This is a genomic window from Streptomyces netropsis (assembly GCF_014203545.1).
GTDB classification, from domain to species: Bacteria; Actinomycetota; Actinomycetes; order Streptomycetales; family Streptomycetaceae; genus Streptomyces; species Streptomyces netropsis.
Genome location: NZ_JACHJG010000005.1, coordinates 163,004 through 178,868 on the forward strand (window position 1 = coordinate 163,004; position 15,865 = coordinate 178,868).

Annotated in this window: 14 protein-coding genes; 11 read left to right on the plus strand and 3 right to left on the minus strand. The window is 71.0% G+C overall.

Translation table 11 applies throughout. The features are described from left to right. Window positions 1-97 precede the first annotated feature (97 nt). The 5 genes from rpsM to truA all read left to right on the plus strand — a co-directional run bounded on the left by rpsM (window position 98) and on the right by truA (window position 3,658). Window positions 98-478 (plus strand): 30S ribosomal protein S13, encoded by a 381-nt coding sequence (rpsM, locus tag FHS38_RS14285; RefSeq protein ID WP_184733903.1) that lies wholly within the window; start codon window positions 98-100, stop codon window positions 476-478. A 69-nt stretch (window positions 479-547) separates the two neighbouring features. Next, window positions 548-952, plus strand: coding sequence for a 30S ribosomal protein S11 (rpsK, locus tag FHS38_RS14290; protein WP_003948617.1), 405 nt, complete (start codon window positions 548-550; stop codon window positions 950-952). A gap of 142 nt (window positions 953-1,094) precedes the next feature. Beyond that, complete coding sequence (locus FHS38_RS14295) at window positions 1,095-2,117, plus strand: DNA-directed RNA polymerase subunit alpha (protein ID WP_004946635.1); 1,023 nt, start codon at window positions 1,095-1,097, stop codon at window positions 2,115-2,117. A gap of 139 nt (window positions 2,118-2,256) precedes the next feature. Continuing rightward, window positions 2,257-2,721 (plus strand): 50S ribosomal protein L17, encoded by a 465-nt coding sequence (gene rplQ, locus FHS38_RS14300; RefSeq protein ID WP_130878998.1) that lies wholly within the window; start codon window positions 2,257-2,259, stop codon window positions 2,719-2,721. 82 nt (window positions 2,722-2,803) lie between these two features. Beyond that, window positions 2,804-3,658 carry a tRNA pseudouridine(38-40) synthase TruA gene (truA, locus tag FHS38_RS14305; protein ID WP_184733904.1) on the plus strand — a complete coding sequence of 285 codons (855 nt, stop codon included), beginning with the start codon at window positions 2,804-2,806 and terminating at the stop codon, window positions 3,656-3,658. A 78-nt stretch (window positions 3,659-3,736) separates the two neighbouring features. Here truA and FHS38_RS14310 read toward each other — a convergent pair whose 3' ends face one another. Then, complete coding sequence (locus FHS38_RS14310; protein WP_184733905.1) at window positions 3,737-5,851, minus strand: glycosyltransferase family 4 protein; 2,115 nt, start codon at window positions 5,849-5,851, stop codon at window positions 3,737-3,739. A 151-nt stretch (window positions 5,852-6,002) separates the two neighbouring features. After that, window positions 6,003-8,165: a glycosyltransferase family 4 protein gene (locus tag FHS38_RS14315; RefSeq protein WP_184733906.1), complete on the minus strand. Its 2,163-nt coding sequence runs from the start codon at window positions 8,163-8,165 to the stop codon at window positions 6,003-6,005. 210 nt (window positions 8,166-8,375) lie between these two features. Between FHS38_RS14315 and FHS38_RS14320 the strand changes: the two genes are divergently transcribed. After that, complete coding sequence (locus FHS38_RS14320) at window positions 8,376-9,140, plus strand: hypothetical protein (protein WP_184733907.1); 765 nt, start codon at window positions 8,376-8,378, stop codon at window positions 9,138-9,140. 171 nt (window positions 9,141-9,311) lie between these two features. Continuing rightward, a complete protein-coding gene (locus FHS38_RS14325; RefSeq protein ID WP_184733908.1) occupies window positions 9,312-10,112 on the plus strand; it encodes a hypothetical protein in 801 nt (266 codons plus the stop codon). A 32-nt stretch (window positions 10,113-10,144) separates the two neighbouring features. Here FHS38_RS14325 and FHS38_RS14330 read toward each other — a convergent pair whose 3' ends face one another. Further along, the gene (locus tag FHS38_RS14330) at window positions 10,145-11,161 is read right to left on the minus strand and encodes a hypothetical protein (protein ID WP_229822458.1); all 1,017 of its coding nucleotides are present in this window, start codon (window positions 11,159-11,161) and stop codon (window positions 10,145-10,147) included. Between the two features lie 54 nt (window positions 11,162-11,215). Here FHS38_RS14330 and FHS38_RS14335 point away from each other — a divergent pair, with 54 nt between their 5' ends. The 4 genes from FHS38_RS14335 to glmM all read left to right on the plus strand — a co-directional run bounded on the left by FHS38_RS14335 (window position 11,216) and on the right by glmM (window position 15,809). After that, window positions 11,216-12,835, plus strand: a complete 1,620-nt coding sequence (locus FHS38_RS14335; protein WP_184733909.1) for an ABC-F family ATP-binding cassette domain-containing protein — start codon at window positions 11,216-11,218, stop codon at window positions 12,833-12,835. A 432-nt stretch (window positions 12,836-13,267) separates the two neighbouring features. After that, complete coding sequence (gene rplM, locus FHS38_RS14340; RefSeq protein ID WP_130879005.1) at window positions 13,268-13,714, plus strand: 50S ribosomal protein L13; 447 nt, start codon at window positions 13,268-13,270, stop codon at window positions 13,712-13,714. Between the two features lie 44 nt (window positions 13,715-13,758). Continuing rightward, window positions 13,759-14,271 (plus strand): 30S ribosomal protein S9, encoded by a 513-nt coding sequence (rpsI, locus tag FHS38_RS14345; RefSeq protein ID WP_130879006.1) that lies wholly within the window; start codon window positions 13,759-13,761, stop codon window positions 14,269-14,271. Between the two features lie 179 nt (window positions 14,272-14,450). Then, window positions 14,451-15,809: a phosphoglucosamine mutase gene (gene glmM, locus FHS38_RS14350; protein WP_184733910.1), complete on the plus strand. Its 1,359-nt coding sequence runs from the start codon at window positions 14,451-14,453 to the stop codon at window positions 15,807-15,809. The last annotated feature ends 56 nt before the right edge of the window (window positions 15,810-15,865 follow it).

Genomic DNA, 15,865 nt, shown 5'->3' on the forward strand with positions numbered 1-15,865 from the left:
GCGAGGGGACGACACCCCCGGCGGAGGCCGGGGACCCGGCTCGTAACTCTTACGGGAACGGTGCTGCGGAAGACCTCCGACACACAGGAGCCAATCAATGGCACGCCTTTCCGGCGTTGACCTCCCGCGCGAAAAGCGCGTCGAGGTCGCCCTCACCTACGTCTTCGGCATCGGGCGCACCCAGTCGCAGAAGGCTCTGGCAGCGACCGGCGTCAACCCCAACACCCGCGTTCGTGACCTGGCCGAAGAGGACCTGGTCAAGCTCCGCGAGTACGTGGACGCCAACCTCAAGACCGAGGGTGACCTCCGTCGCGAGATCCAGGCCGACATCCGCCGCAAGGTCGAGATCGGCTGCTACCAGGGTCTGCGCCACCGCCGTGGCCTGCCCGTCCACGGTCAGCGCACCAGCACGAACGCTCGTACCCGCAAGGGCCCGCGTCGCGCGATCGCCGGCAAGAAGAAGCCGGGCAAGAAGTAGTCCTCAGCGGACGCTCATCAGCGGTCTTCGCTGTAGGACCGATCACCTCCACTCCACAGGAGTAAAGACATGCCTCCTAAGGGCCGTCAGGGTGCAGCCAAGAAGGTGCGCCGCAAGGAAAAGAAGAACGTCGCTCACGGGCACGCCCACATCAAGAGCACGTTCAACAACACGATCGTCTCGATCACGGACCCCACGGGCAACGTGATCTCCTGGGCCTCCGCCGGCCACGTCGGCTTCAAGGGCTCGCGCAAGTCCACTCCGTTCGCCGCGCAGATGGCCGCCGAGTCGGCTGCCCGTCGCGCGCAGGAGCACGGCATGCGCAAGGTCGACGTCTTCGTCAAGGGTCCGGGTTCCGGTCGTGAGACCGCCATCCGTTCGCTGCAGGCGACCGGCCTCGAGGTTGGCTCCATCCAGGACGTCACCCCGACCCCGCACAACGGCTGCCGTCCGCCCAAGCGCCGCCGCGTCTGATCCGACGGGCCGAGAGGCCCGCTGATCATCTTCGCGCCGCTTGAAACGGCACACGGGCGGTACGGCTCCTTCGGGCCGTGCCGCCCGTACCCTTGACCTAGGCATCAAATAGTGGGTGCCTAAGACTGGAAGGCAACATCTCATGCTGATCGCTCAGCGCCCCTCGCTGACCGAAGAGGTCGTCGACGAGTTCCGCTCCCGGTTCGTGATCGAGCCGCTGGAGCCGGGCTTCGGCTACACCCTCGGCAACTCCCTGCGTCGTACGCTCCTCTCCTCGATCCCGGGTGCGGCTGTCACGTCCATCCGCATCGACGGTGTCCTGCACGAGTTCACCACCGTGCCGGGCGTCAAGGAGGACGTCACCGACCTCATCCTCAACATCAAGCAGCTGGTCGTCTCCTCGGAGCACGACGAGCCGGTCGTGATGTACCTGCGCAAGCAGGGCCCCGGCCTGGTCACCGCTGCTGACATCGCCCCCCCGGCCGGCGTCGAGGTGCACAACCCCGACCTGGTCCTGGCGACCCTGAACGCCAAGGGCAAGCTGGAGATGGAGCTGACCGTCGAGCGCGGTCGCGGCTACGTCTCCGCCGTCCAGAACAAGCAGGTGGGCCAGGAGATCGGCCGTATCCCGGTCGACTCCATCTACTCGCCGGTTCTCAAGGTCACCTACAAGGTCGAGGCGACCCGTGTCGAGCAGCGCACCGACTTCGACAAGCTGATCGTCGACGTCGAGACCAAGCAGGCCATGCGCCCGCGCGACGCCATGGCGTCCGCCGGTAAGACCCTGGTCGAGCTGTTCGGTCTGGCCCGCGAGCTCAACATCGACGCCGAGGGCATCGACATGGGCCCGTCCCCCACGGACGCCGCCCTTGCCGCCGACCTGGCGCTGCCGATCGAGGAGCTCGAGCTCACGGTCCGCTCGTACAACTGCCTCAAGCGCGAGGGCATCCACTCCGTGGGTGAGCTCGTCGCCCGCTCCGAGGCCGACCTGCTCGACATCCGCAACTTCGGTGCGAAGTCGATCGACGAGGTCAAGGCGAAGCTGGCCGGCATGGGCCTGGCCCTCAAGGACAGCCCGCCCGGATTCGACCCGACCGCTGCCGCGGACGCCTTTGGCGCCGACGACGACGCGGATGCGGGTTTCGTGGAGACCGAGCAGTACTGATCCTGATCCGTCCGGCGGCTGAGGACTTGTCCTCAATCGCCGGACGGGCTTGATCCACACACTTTCCGGTGGGCAACCGCCCGCTGGGACCTGACATCGGTACCTGATACGGCCGGTGCAGAGAACAAGGAGAAACACCATGCCGCGTCCCGCAAAGGGTGCCCGTCTGGGCGGCAGCGCCGCGCACGAGAAGCTGCTCCTGGCGAACCTCGCCAAGTCGCTCTTCGAGCACGGCCGCATCACCACCACCGAGGCCAAGGCCCGTCGCCTTCGTCCGGTCGCCGAGCGTCTGATCACCAAGGCGAAGAAGGGCGACATCCACAACCGTCGCCAGGTGCTGCAGACGATCACGGACAAGAGCATCGTCCACGTGCTCTTCACCGAGATCGCCCCGCGCTTCGCCGAGCGTCCGGGTGGTTACACCCGTATCACGAAGATCGGCAACCGTCGTGGCGACAACGCCCCGATGGCCGTGATCGAGCTCGTCGAGGGCGAGATCGCCAAGAAGGCGACCGTCGCCGAGGCCGAGGCCGCCACCAAGCGTGCGGTCAAGGAGTCCGAGGCTGCTGCCGAGGCTCCGGCCGAGGAGTCCAAGGACGCCTGACGCATTTGATGCGTGTGTACGGACGGGTCCGCTCCCTCTTGCCAGGGGGCGGGCCCGTCCCGCATTTCTGAGAGGAACTCTGGTGAGTGACGAGGCGGAGCCCGGTTTCGTCCGGGTGCGGCTGGACCTGTCGTACGACGGCAAGGACTTCTCCGGCTGGGCCAAGCAGCGCGCGGGACAGCGCACGGTGCAGGGCGAGATCGAGGACGCGCTCCGGACGGTGACCCGGTCGGACCGGACCTACGAGCTGACGGTCGCCGGCCGCACGGACTCGGGCGTGCACGCGCGCGGCCAGGTCGCGCACGTCGATCTGCCGGTCGAGGTGTGGGCCGAGCACGAGGAGAAGCTGCTGCGCCGGCTCGCCGGCCGACTGTCGCACGATGTGCGGGTGTGGAAGGTCGCAGAGGCGCCGGCCGGTTTCAACGCGCGGTTCTCGGCGATCTGGCGGCGGTACGCCTACCGGGTGGTCGACCACATCGGTGGTGTCGATCCGCTGTTGCGCGGTCATGTCCTGTGGCACGACTGGCCGTTGGACGTCGAGGCGATGAACGCCGCGTCGCAGGCGCTGCTCGGGGAGCACGACTTCGCCGCGTACTGCAAGAAGCGCGAGGGTGCGACGACCATCCGCACGCTCCAGCAGCTGAGTTGGGAGCGCGACGCGTCCGGTGTCGTCACCGCGACCGTACGGGCGGACGCCTTCTGCCACAACATGGTGCGTTCGCTGGTGGGCGCGCTGCTGTTCGTCGGCGACGGGCACCGGCCGGTGGAGTGGCCCGGCAAGGTGCTTGCCGCGCGGGTGCGGGATTCCGCGGTGCATGTGGTGCGGCCGCACGGGCTGACGCTGGAGGAGGTCGGATATCCGGCCGACTCCGAGCTTGCCGCGCGTAACCGGGAAGCGCGCAATAAGCGGACGCTGCCTGGTGCGGGGTGCTGTTAGGGATTCGGGGCTCCGCCCCGGACCCCGGTCCTCAATCGCCGGACGGGCTGGTCTGTTGCCCGTCCGGCCGATTCTTTCTCAATTCCCGTCCGGCGCCGGGCAGGTGACCGCCAGGTCGCTGTTGACCGTGAAGTACGGGCGGACGCCGTCCACGGTCGGGTAGAGGTCCGTCTTGTTCCGGTCGACGATGTCGCCGACGAGCCGGGCGATCTTGATGGGTTCGCCGTCCGGCGTCAGCCGCAGGGCCAGGTCCCAGACGGTGTTCTCGCCGACCGCGCGGGCGGCGCGCAGCCGCTCGTAGGGCAGGGCGACGGTGAAGGCCGACTTGTTCACGACGATCACCTCGGCCGTCACCGGCTCGGCGCCCTCGATGCGCGGGGTGCCGACGACGACCGGGTTGCTCTCCGAGGTGAACTCGGTGCCGTGCAGGGTGCCTTCGACCATCAGCGCGGCGCCGCTCTGGCGCACCGTGCGGGCCTCCGCGTGCCGGGTGCGGTGCCAGGCGCGCAGGGCGAGGTAACCGTCGACGGTCGGGTAGGGGACCCACCAGGTGAACGGGGTGCCGGGCAGCGGCTCCAGCTCCACCAGGCCGCGTCCTTCGGCGAGATGGGAGACGACCCGGCGTCGGGCGCCGTCCTCGCCCCGGACGACGTGCAGGTCCCAGCGGCCTTCCCCGAGGCGCAGTTCGCGGTGGTCGAGGACGGCCGTCCAGGGGCCGGTTGCGGTGGTCGGCTGCCGGAGGGGGACGCTGACGGGCTTGCCCTCCTTGCGGCGGGTGACCGTCAGGGAGAGGTTGTCGCCGGACAGGCCCTTGCGGTCGACCGAGACGTGGATGTTGCCGTCGGCGTCGACGCGGCAGGAGGCGGTGCAGCGCAGCGGCTTGCGGACGATGTCCTTGAGGGCCGTCTTCACCGTGGGCTTGGCGGGCTTGGCCACCGTGCGGCGCAGCGGGCGGATGATCTTCCCGGCGGTGCGGCGCAGCATCTTGGCCAGCGGTACGGGTGCGGACTCGGCCTCGTCGGCGGAGGTGTGGGCCGTGGTGGCGGCGGCGGTGTCGCCGCCCAGGCTCGCGATCAGTTCCTCGTACTGCCGGGCGATGGAGTCCGGGTGGTACCGCTCGGCGGAGACGCGGGCGGCGCGGCCCATGGCGCGGCGCAGTTCGTCGTCCTCGATGAGCTTGAGCAGGCCCTTGGCGATGCCGTCGCTGTCGCCGACGGGGACGAGGAGGCCGTCGGTGCCGTCGTTGATGATCTCGCCGGGGCCGTGCGGGCAGTCGGTGGCGACGACGGGGACGCCGCAGTTCATCGCCTCGACGATCGTCATGCCGAAGGACTCCTCGCGGGAGGTCACGGCGGCGATGGAGCCCTTGGCCCACTCGGTCTCGATGGGGGAGTGGGCGCCCATGAGGGTGATGTGCTCGTTCAGGCCGAGCGTGTCGATCTGCTCGCGCAGCTTGGCCTGCTGGGGGCCGCGGCCGTAGATGCGCAGGCTCCAGTCGGGGTGGGCGGCGGCGACGGTGGCCCAGGCCTTGACCAGCAGGTCGTAGCGCTTGACGGGGATGAGGCGGCCCGCGGCGACGACGAGCTTGGCGTTGCCGTCGGAGGGCTCGACCTCGGACGCCGGGACGCCGTTCGGCAGGGCGATCAGCTTGGTCCTGATGCCCGGGAACTGCTCGCGGTGGGTGGTCGCGTCTGCCTCGGAGACGGCGGTGTGCGCGTCGAGGTGCGGGATGGCGCGGTCCTGGGCGGCGCGGATGTTGGGCTCGTGGGTGCCGTAGATCCGGTGCTCCTGGCCGATCCGCAGATAGCGGTCCTGCCCGAACTCGGCGAGGTACATGACCAGGCCGGGCCGGGTGGCGATCACGACGTCGGCGTCGGTGCGGGCGAGGTGCTCGGCGACGCGCTTGTCGGTGAGGGCGCTGAAGTGGGCGCCCTTGGCCTCGACGGGCGGGACGTGCGCGCTGTCCTGCTGGAGCAGCGGGTTGTCCCGGTCGGCGCCGGTCTCGGGCCGGGTGTCGACGAGGTGGACCAGCTTGACCTTGCGGTCCAGGGGGAGCTTGGGCGTGCCGCCGGTTCTGTGGATCGACACGATCTCCACGTCGTGCCGGGCGGCGAGCGCACCGGCCACGTTGAACGTGGAGCGGATGGTGCCGCCGATGCCGTAGGCGTTCTGCAAAAGGAAAGAGATCTTCATGGCGGTGTGTGCGCGACGCGTCGAGGCGTCGCGTCCGTCCTTCCCCCTGGCCTGGGTGTCCGAGTCGTCCCCTCTTGACCGGATCGCTTGGTAGCTGCGGTCCGATCCGCCGGTTAAGACCGTTGGGAGGGGTATCGGTTGCCTGCGCAGCCTACATTGTGGCGTCCGTCACATCTCGCACGTCAAGGGTGAGGTCGTTTTCGGGGTCGAAGACCGGTCGGACGGCGACCGGGCCGCGCTCGGGGTGGACCAGGGTGCGGGCCGGGTGGACGTCGGTGCGCTTGCGGTCCACGCTGTCGCCGGCGAGCCGTCCGAGGGGCACGAGCGGGGCGCCCAGGACGGGCCGCAGCCGCAGCTGCCACACGTCGCGGGCCGTACCGCGCCTGGTGAGGAGCTGCTCGTAGGGCAGGGTGCAGCGCAACCGGTGGCCGTCCTGGACGGTGACCGGGAGTTCGACGTCGTACGCGCTGTCCTCCGGCGACACGGCGACCAGGGTCGCGGCGTCCATGTCGAGGAGGGTCGCGGCGTCGCCGTGCAGGGTGGCGGTGACGGTGAGGGAGTCCTCGCCGACGTGGATGCGCTCCAACTCGGCGTGGGACGTGCGCAGCCAGGTGCGCAGGGTCAGGGAGCCCGCGGCGGTGGTGTAGGGGACCCAGGCGGAGACCTGTCCGCCGTCGGTGTTCAGCGGCAGGGGCAGCAGCCGGGCCTGTTCGACGAGGGCGGCGGCGACGCGGGCGCGCTTGCCGTCGTCGGCCCGCTCGACGTGGAAGTCCCAGCGGCCCTCGGCGAGTCGGGTGCCGGCCCGGTCGAGGACGGCCGTCAGCGGGCCCTTGCCGTAGCCGGGGTGGGCGAGGGGGAGCACGATGCGCTCCCCGGCCCCGGTGCCGTCGGTGCCGCGCAGCCGGCCGACGAGGGTCAGCCACTCGCCGGTGACCCCGGCGCGGGGCAGCCGCACGGCGAGGCCGCCGTCGGCGGTGGCGCGTGCGGACGCCTTGGGCCGCAGTGCCTTGAGCGGCGCGGGCGTGGGCGCGGTGGCCGGGGCGGGGTCCACGGGCGCGGGCTTGCGGCGCAGCGGGCGGACGAGCCGGGCGGCGGTGCGGCGCAGGCTGCTCGCCGGGCCGGCCGTCTTGGCCGCCGGGGCCGCGGGCTCGGGCGCCGGGGGCAGCAGCTCGGGGCGGAGCGTACGGACGATCTCCTCGAACCGCTCGGCGATGCGGGCGGGCGCGTACCGCTGGGCGGACTCGCGGGCGGCGCGGCCCATGGCGCGGCGCAGTTCGTCGTCCTCGATGAGCTTGAGCAGGCCCTTGGCGACGCCGTCGGCGTCGCCGACGGGGACGAGGAGGCCGTCGGTGCCGTCGTCGATGATCTCGCCGGGCCCGTGCGGGCAGTCGGTGGCGACCACCGGGACGCCGCAGTGCATGGCCTCGACGATCGTCATGCCGAACGATTCGTAGTCCGAGGTGACGGCGGCGATGGAGCCCTTGGCCCACTCGGTCTCGATGGGGGAGTGGGGGCCCATGAGCTGGATGTGCTCGTTGAGGCCGAGCTCGTCGATCTGCGCACGGAGGGCGGCGCGCTCGGGGCCGCGGCCGTAGATGCGCAGGGACCAGTCGGGGCGCTCGGCGGCCACCTTGGCAAAGGCCTCGACGAGCAGGCTGTAGCGCTTGACGGGGATGAGCCGACCGGCGGCGACGACCAGCTTGGAGTCACTGCCGGAGGGCTCGACCGCGCCGGCGGGCACGCCGTTGGGCAGCGCCACGATGTGCGTGCGGGCGTCCGGGAAGTGCTCCCGGTGGGTGGCGGCATCGGCCTCGGAGACGGTGGTGTGCGCGTCGAGGAGGGGGATGGCGCGGTCCTGGGCGGCGCGGATGCTCGGCGCGTGGGAGCCGTGGATGAGGTGCTCCTGGCCGATGCGCAGGAAGTCGCGGTCGGTGGCGCACTCGGTGAGGTAGACCAGCAGTCCGGGCCGGGTGGCGATCACGACGTCGGCGTCGGTGGCCTCCAGGTACTGGGAGACGCGCAGGTCGGCGAGGCGGGTGAACGCCTTGACCGAGCCCTCGGGGTGCGGCAGCAACGCGCTCGGCTCCTGCTGGAGCTCGTTGTCGCTCTCGCAGCCCGCCGCGTCCTTGCGGATGTCGATCAGCGAGGTCAGCTTGACCTTGCCGCTGACGGGCAGCTGGGGCGTGTCGGCGCCGCGGTAGACCGAGACGATCTCGACGTCGTGGCGGGCGGCGAGAGCCCCCGCGAGGTTGGCGGTCGCGCGGATGGTGCCGCCGATGCCGTAGGCGTTGTGAATCAGAAACGCGATCTTCATGAGCGTACGGAAGCGCGCCGCCCTCCGGGGCGCCGCGCGGGCCCCTCTCCCTGCCGATCCCTGCGGAACTGGTCTACCGCTCGGTACGGTGCGCGATGTGTACGCCCGTTAGTGCGAGTGACCGAACTGTAGATGTATAGGTAAAGGACCTGCAAGCGCCAATACGGGACATAAGGCGCTTTTCGTCGCGAACGCAAGGGGTTGGGGATCGTGATGCGGACTGTGGTGCGTCTGGTGGGGGTCGTCGTGGCGGTGGCCGCGCTGGGGATGACGACCGCGTGCGGCGGCTCGGACGACGGCGGAGGTGACGACGGCAAGCCCGCGAAGGTCCTGGGCGACGACCGCGCCACCACCAAGGGCCCCGGCTCCGGGGCCAAGGCGCTCGGCAAGGCGCGGGTGGCCTCGGCCGTCCTGGAATCGGCGGACGCCAAGGGGTACGCCGTCACCAGGATGTCGAAGGAGGAGTTCACCAGCGCGAAGGCCCCCAAGGCCAAGCAGTCGAAGTGCCAGCCGCTCGCGGCGCTCCTCGGCTCCTCCCCGGACCCGGCGCCCGCCGCCTGGGCCGTCAGCACCTTCGGCGTGCAGGACTCCAAGGCCGGGGCCATGGGCGGTATGGGCATGCTGGAAGTGTCCTCGTACGAGGGGGACGGCGCCGAGAGAACGCTGCAGAACCTCGGCAAAGCCGTCCGGGACTGCGCGGGCGGCTTCGAGATGACCACGGGCGCGGGCACCCAGCAGACGTACAGCGCGGTCGAGTCCCTCGACGCGCCGAAACTGGGCGACGAGGCGGTCGCCTACCGCGCGGTGGACAAGGCCTCCGGCGCGCCGAGCCTCTACACGGTGGTGCGCAGCGGGGCCAACGTTTCGATGATCTTCGCCGCGAACATGATGGACCCGGCCAAGGCCACGATGGACCCGAATCTGGTGAAGACGCAGGTCGCCAAGGTGGAGAAGGCCGCCAAGGCAACGGGCTGAACCACCGGGCGCGCTCCCCGCGGGGCACCGCTTCCCGTCGCCCGCCCGCCCGTCTCCCCGTTCTCTCCCGCTCGTCCCCGCTCCTGACGCGTGAGACCGCCTCGCGCCGGGTAATCGTGCACCGGGCGTGGCGTCGTCGCGAGCCCGGCGGGCGCTGGGAGGCTGGGAGATGTGAAAGCGAAGGTGGCGGCCTCCGTGGCCGCGGTGGCGGTCCTGTCGGCACTGGCCCTGACGGCCGGGTGCACCGATGGCGCGGCCGACCGCGCCGACGGCACCGAGGCCAAGGACCGGCGGGACGCCGGGCGGGTGCTCAGCACCGACCAGCTCAGACACGCCGAGCTGGGACCGAGGGAGGTCCCGGGCTTCCAGATCGAGCGCGCGTCCATAGGGACGGCGGGGCACGGCAAGCCCCGGACGGACAGCGCGCCCTGCCGGCCGCTGGTGGCCCTCCTCGGCTCCAGACCCCAGCCCGCGCCCGCCGCCTCGGTGGTCAACACCTTCGCCAAGGCGGGCGACGGCCACCACTTCGACGGCCTGCTGGGCACGATCCGCGTCTCGGCCTACGACCGGGACGGCGCCGCCGCCACGCTCAAGCAGCTGCGCCTGGCCGCCGCGGCCTGCGCGGACGGCTTCGGGATGACGACCGGGGAGGGCGAGCCGCAGACCTTCAAGGCGGTCCAGACCCTTCAGCCGCCGTCACTGGGCGACGAGGCGGTCGCCTACCGCCTGGCGAACGCGGCGGAGAAGGCGCCCAGCCTCGTGACCGTCGTGCGGACCGGCAGCAATCTCTCCCTGTTCTTCGCGACGAGCCTGTCCGACCCGGAGGGCGTGGAGATCCCCCGGGAACTGGTGGAGGCGCAGGTCGGGAAGATCGAGAAGCTGGCGAACGCGGAGCGGGTGCCCACCGCGCCACCCTCGCCCTCCACCCTCGTGGCACCGGAGGGCGGCGAGGCGGGGGACAGCGTCGAATAGGCCGGACAGCGGGCGCGGGCGCCCTGGGGGCGTCAGGCGCTCTTGTTCGACTCGCCCGACCCGCTGGCCTTGCCCGTCCTGGACGCCTTGGGGGACGGCGACTTCACCGAAGCCGAGGCCTGGGCGTTGGCGCGGGCCATGATGCGCCGGAAGGTGTAGCCCGACACGTCCCGCCCGGCGGTGCGCGCCTTGGTGTCGTCCGAGTCGACGGCCTTGCCGCTGGTGTACCCGGCGACCGTGAAGTAGGCGTAGCGGCCCTCGGCGTTGGCCGTCAGCCGGCAGGCGGTGCCCTTGCAGAAGCTCGGGCCGTCGTCGTCGGGCAGTGCGGCGATGTTGCCGGTGGACTGCGACTTCGCCTTGTCGGCCGCTTCCTTGGTGTCGAAGACGGCGACGCCGACGGTGACCGCGACCCCGTCCCGGACGTAGGTGGCGCGCAGTACCTTGCGGCAGCCGTTGTCGCTGAGCACGGAGCCCAGCCCGCCCTGGGCGGCGGAGGCGCAGTCGCTGGTGGTGTCGGTGGCCACCTTCTTGTACGTGCGCTTGTTGAGCGAAGGCTTGGAGTGCGGGAAGAGCGACTTCGTGGTGAGCGGCGCCTTGTCCTTCTCGGCGCTGCCGATGAACTCCCGCGGATTGGGCGGGGGCGGCGGCGCGACGGAGGAGAACGACGGCTCCGGCGAGGCGCCCGCGCTGGGGAGCTTCTCGGCGGCCGGCAGTTTCTTGTCCGCCCCCTTGCCGGAGCTCGCCACGGCGGTCGCCACGATCCCGGCCACCGCGCCGGCGGCCAGCACACCACCGCCGACCAGCAGCCACTTGCGGCGCCGTCCGCGGGCCTCCGTGGTGGCGGCGAGCGCCGCCCAGTCCGGCGTCGCCGCGTCCCCGAGCGGGGGCGGTCCTCCGTACGGGTTCGGTATCTGGCCGCCCGGCGGTACGGGTCCGCCCGGTGGTCCCTGCGGATCCGGTGTGAAGTTCGGCGGCGGCGGACCCCATCCAGGAGTCGGCGGCTGAGATCCCCCGGGGGCCCCTTGCGGCCCTCCCTGCCCAAAGCTCATGGCGTGCATCGTAAACCGGTTGGTCGCCGCCCCGGGAGCGGCGAGAATTCGGGCATGGGACATGTGGAAGCGGGACATCTGGAGTACTACCTTCCGGACGGCAGGGTGCTGCTCGGAGATGTGTCGTTCCGGGTCGGTGAAGGCGCGGCCGTCGCCCTCGTCGGGGCGAACGGCGCGGGCAAGACCACACTGCTGCGGCTGATCGCGGGCGAGCTGCAGCCGCACGGCGGATCGGTGTCGGTCACCGGCGGGCTGGGCGTGATGCCGCAGTTCGTGGGGTCCGTGCGGGACGAGCGCACCATCCGTGACCTGCTGGTGTCCGTGGCCGGGCCGAGCATCCGGCAGGCCGCGGCGGCCGTCGACGAGGCCGAGCACGCGATCATGACGCGCGACGACGAGGCCGCGCAGATGGCCTACGCCCAGGCCCTCTCCGACTGGGCCGAGGTGCGCGGCTACGAGGCCGAGACCACCTGGGACATGTGCACCATGGCCGCCCTCGGTGTCCCGTACGAACAGGCACAGTGGCGCCAGGTGCGCACCCTCTCCGGCGGCGAGCAGAAGCGGCTGGTGCTGGAGTCGCTGCTGCGTGGCAGCGACGAGGTACTGCTGCTGGACGAGCCGGACAACTATCTGGACGTGCCCGGCAAGCGGTGGCTGGAGGAGAAGCTGCGCGAGACGAAGAAGACCGTGCTCTTCGTCAGCCACGACCGGGAGCTCCTGGCCCGCTCCGCCGAGAAGATCATCAGCGTGGAGCCGGGCCCCGCCGGCTCGGACGTATGGGTGCACGGCGGCGGATTCGGCACGTATCACGAGGCCCGCAAGGAGCGCTTCGCGCGCTTCGAGGAGCTGCGCCGACGCTGGGACGAGAAGCACGCGCAGCTGAAGAAGCTGGTGCTCAGCCTCCGCCAGGCCGCCTCCATCAGCCATGAGCTCGCCTCCCGCTACGCCGCCGCGCAGACCCGGCTGCGGAAGTTCGAGGAGGCGGGACCCCCGCCGGAGCCGCCGCGCGAGCAGGACATCCGGATGCGGCTGCGCGGCGGCCGCACCGGCGTGCGCGCGGTGACCTGCGAGCAGCTGGAGCTGACCGGCCTCATGAAGCCGTTCGACCTGGAGATCTTCTACGGCGAGCGGGTCGCGGTCCTCGGCTCGAACGGCTCCGGCAAGTCCCACTTCCTGCGGCTGCTGGCCGGGGAGCACGTGCAGCACACCGGCACCTGGAAGCTGGGCGCCCGCGTCGTGGCCGGCCACTTCGCCCAGACCCACGCCCACCCCGAGCTGCTCGGCCGCACACTGGTCGACATCCTGTGGACGGAGAACGCCAAGGACCGCGGCGCCGCGATGTCCGTGCTGCGCCGGTACGAGCTGGAGAAGCAGGGCGACCAGCTCTTCGAGCGGCTCTCCGGCGGTCAGCAGGCCCGCTTCCAGATCCTGCTGCTGGAGCTGTCCGGCACCACGGCCCTGCTGCTCGACGAGCCGACCGACAACCTCGACCTGGAGAGCGCGGAGGCCCTCCAGGAGGGCCTGGAGTCGTACGAGGGCACCGTGCTGTCGGTCACGCACGACCGCTGGTTCGCGCGCTCCTTCGACCGCTTCCTGGTCTTCGGCGCGGACGGGGTCGTCCGGGAGGTCTCCGAGCCGGTCTGGGACGAGGGACGCGTGGCGCGCAAGCGTTAGCCGTGCCCGGCCGTGGCGTGTGCACCTCCGCTGCGCGGCGGTGTCCTCAAGCGCCGGACGGGCTGCTGTGCTGTGTCCTCAAGCGCCGGACGGGCTGATTTGTAGCCCGTCCGGCGCTTGAGGACGCGCCCGCAGGGCGCTCGCCGCCGCAGGCGGCACAAAGATCCGCCGGACAGGCGCTAGCGTGCAAACACCGCGCGGCGCAAGCCACCGGGGGCATGTTTTGACCCGGATGGGGGCCGGACGGTAGTCTGCCAGTTCGTTATGCGTATTGGCTTGGTCGTTCTCACGCGAGGGGCCCTTACGCTTGTCCACCGGGCCGATGACCAGCGGCAGGTACTCGGGTTGCGTCCCCGGGTGCGGCCAAGGCTGTCGTGATCGTCCGGGTGGCCTTGTCAGGACCCACTCACACACGAAGCGAAGGCTACGACCGTGCGTACGTTCAGCCCCAAGCCCGGCGATGTCCAGCGCCAGTGGCACATCATTGACGCGCAGGACGTTGTCCTGGGTCGTCTGGCCACTCAGGCCGCCAACCTCCTCCGCGGCAAGCACAAGCCTGTGTACGCGCCGCACATGGACATGGGTGACTTCGTCATCATCATCAACGCCGACAAGGTTCACCTGTCCGGCAACAAGAAGACCCAGAAGATGGCCTACCGCCACTCTGGCTTCCCGGGCGGTCTGCGTTCGGTTCGTTACGACGAGCTGCTCGACAAGAACCCCGAGAAGGCCGTCGAGAAGGCCATCAAGGGCATGGTTCCCAAGAACTCCCTGGGCCGTCAGATGCTCTCGAAGCTGAAGGTGTACTCGGGCAGCGAGCACCCGCACGCCGCGCAGCAGCCGGTTCCGTTCGAGATCACCCAGGTCAAGCAGGGCTAGTCCCGGCCACCGCCGAACCAGACAGAAAGCATCTGAGGAGAATCGTGGCTGAGACCACCGCCGAGACGCCCATCGAGGACATCACCGAGGAGTTCGCGGGCGACGCGACCTTCGAGTCCGAGGAGACCGAGTACACCAGCGAGTCCCTCGCGTCCCGCTTCGGCGACCCGCAGCCGGCCGCCGGCCTGGGCCGTCGCAAGAACGCCATCGCCCGCGTCCGGATCGTTCCGGGCACCGGCAAGTGGAAGATCAACGGTCGCACCCTTGAGGACTACTTCCCCAACAAGGTGCACCAGCAGGAAGTCAACGAGCCCTTCAAGGTGCTCGAGCTCGACGACCGCTACGACGTCATCGCCCGCATCTCGGGTGGCGGCGTGTCCGGTCAGGCCGGCGCCCTGCGCCTCGGCGTGGCCCGTGCGCTGAACGAGGCGGACGTGGACAACAACCGCGGCCCGCTGAAGAAGGCCGGCTTCCTCTCGCGCGACGACCGTGCGGTCGAGCGCAAGAAGGCCGGTCTCAAGAAGGCCCGCAAGGCTCCGCAGTACAGCAAGCGCTAAACAAGCGGCTTCGCTGCTTCTGCTCGAACGCCCCGGCGGCACGATCCGTGCCGCCGGGGCGTTCGGCTATCAGCGGCCCGGGGCGTATACCTGGATGCAATGCCCCGGTCCCGGACCCGACACCTCATCTGCGGGGGCGACACCCCCTCCCCCCACCCGCGTTTTTACGGAGGACACCAGTGGGACGACTCTTCGGTACGGACGGTGTGCGCGGTGTCGCCAACGCCGACCTGACGGCGGAGCTGGCGCTCGGCCTGTCGGTCGCCGCGGCGCATGTGCTCGCCGAGGCGGGCACGTTCGAGGGCCATCGGCCGGTGGCCGTGGTCGGTCGTGATCCGCGCGCGTCCGGGGAGTTCCTGGAAGCCGCCGTGGTGGCCGGGCTCGCCAGCGCCGGCGTCGACGTCCTGCGGGTGGGCGTGCTGCCCACGCCGGCCGTCGCCTATCTGACCGGCGCGCTCGGCGCCGACCTCGGCGTGATGCTCTCCGCCAGCCACAACGCCATGCCCGACAACGGCATCAAGTTCTTCGCCCGCGGCGGCCACAAGCTCGCCGACGAGCTGGAGGACCGCATCGAGCGGACCTACCGCGCGCACGCCTCCGGCGAGCCCTGGGACCGCCCCACCGGTGCCGGCGTCGGCCGCGTCCGCGAATACGACCAGGGCTTCGACAACTACGTCGCGCACCTGATCGGCGTGCTGCCCAACCGCCTGGACGGCCTCAAGGTCGTCATCGACGGCGCCCACGGCGCCGCCTCCCGCGTCTCCCCCGAGGCCTTCGCGCGCGCCGGCGCCGAGGTGATCACCATCGGTACCGACCCCGACGGTCTCAACATCAACCACGAGTGCGGCTCCACGCACCTGGAGAAGCTGCGCGCCGCCGTCGTCGAGCACGGCGCCGACCTGGGCGTGGCCCACGACGGTGACGCCGACCGCTGCCTCGCGGTCGACGCGGCCGGCGCGGAGGTCGACGGCGACCAGATCCTCGCCGTGCTCGCCCTCGCCATGCGCGAGGCAGGCACGCTGCGGAAGAACACCGTGGTCGCCACCGTCATGTCCAACCTGGGCTTCAAGCTGGCCATGGAGCGCGAGGGCGTCGACCTCGTCCAGACCTCGGTCGGTGACCGGTACGTCCTGGAGGAGATGAAGGCGAACGGCTTCGCCCTGGGCGGCGAGCAGTCCGGCCACGTCATCGTCCTCGACCACGCCACCACCGGCGACGGCACCCTGACCGGCCTGATGCTGGCCGCCCGGGTCGCCGCCACGGGCCGCTCGCTGGCGGAGCTGGTCGGGGTCATGGAGCGACTGCCGCAGATCCTGATCAACGTCCGCGACGTCGACAAGGCCCGGGTGGGCTCCTCGCCCGAGCTGGCCGCCGCCGTCAACGACGCCGAGCGCGAGCTGGGCGCGACGGGCCGGGTGCTGCTGCGCTCGTCCGGCACGGAGCCGCTGGTGCGGGTCATGGTCGAGGCCGCGGACATCGAGCAGGCGCGGAAGGTGGCCCAGAGCCTGGCCGACGTGGTCAAGTCGGCTTTGGGCTAGCCGGGGCTACGGACGGGCTGACTGGCTCTGTCCTCGAGCGCCGGACGGGCTTCTCC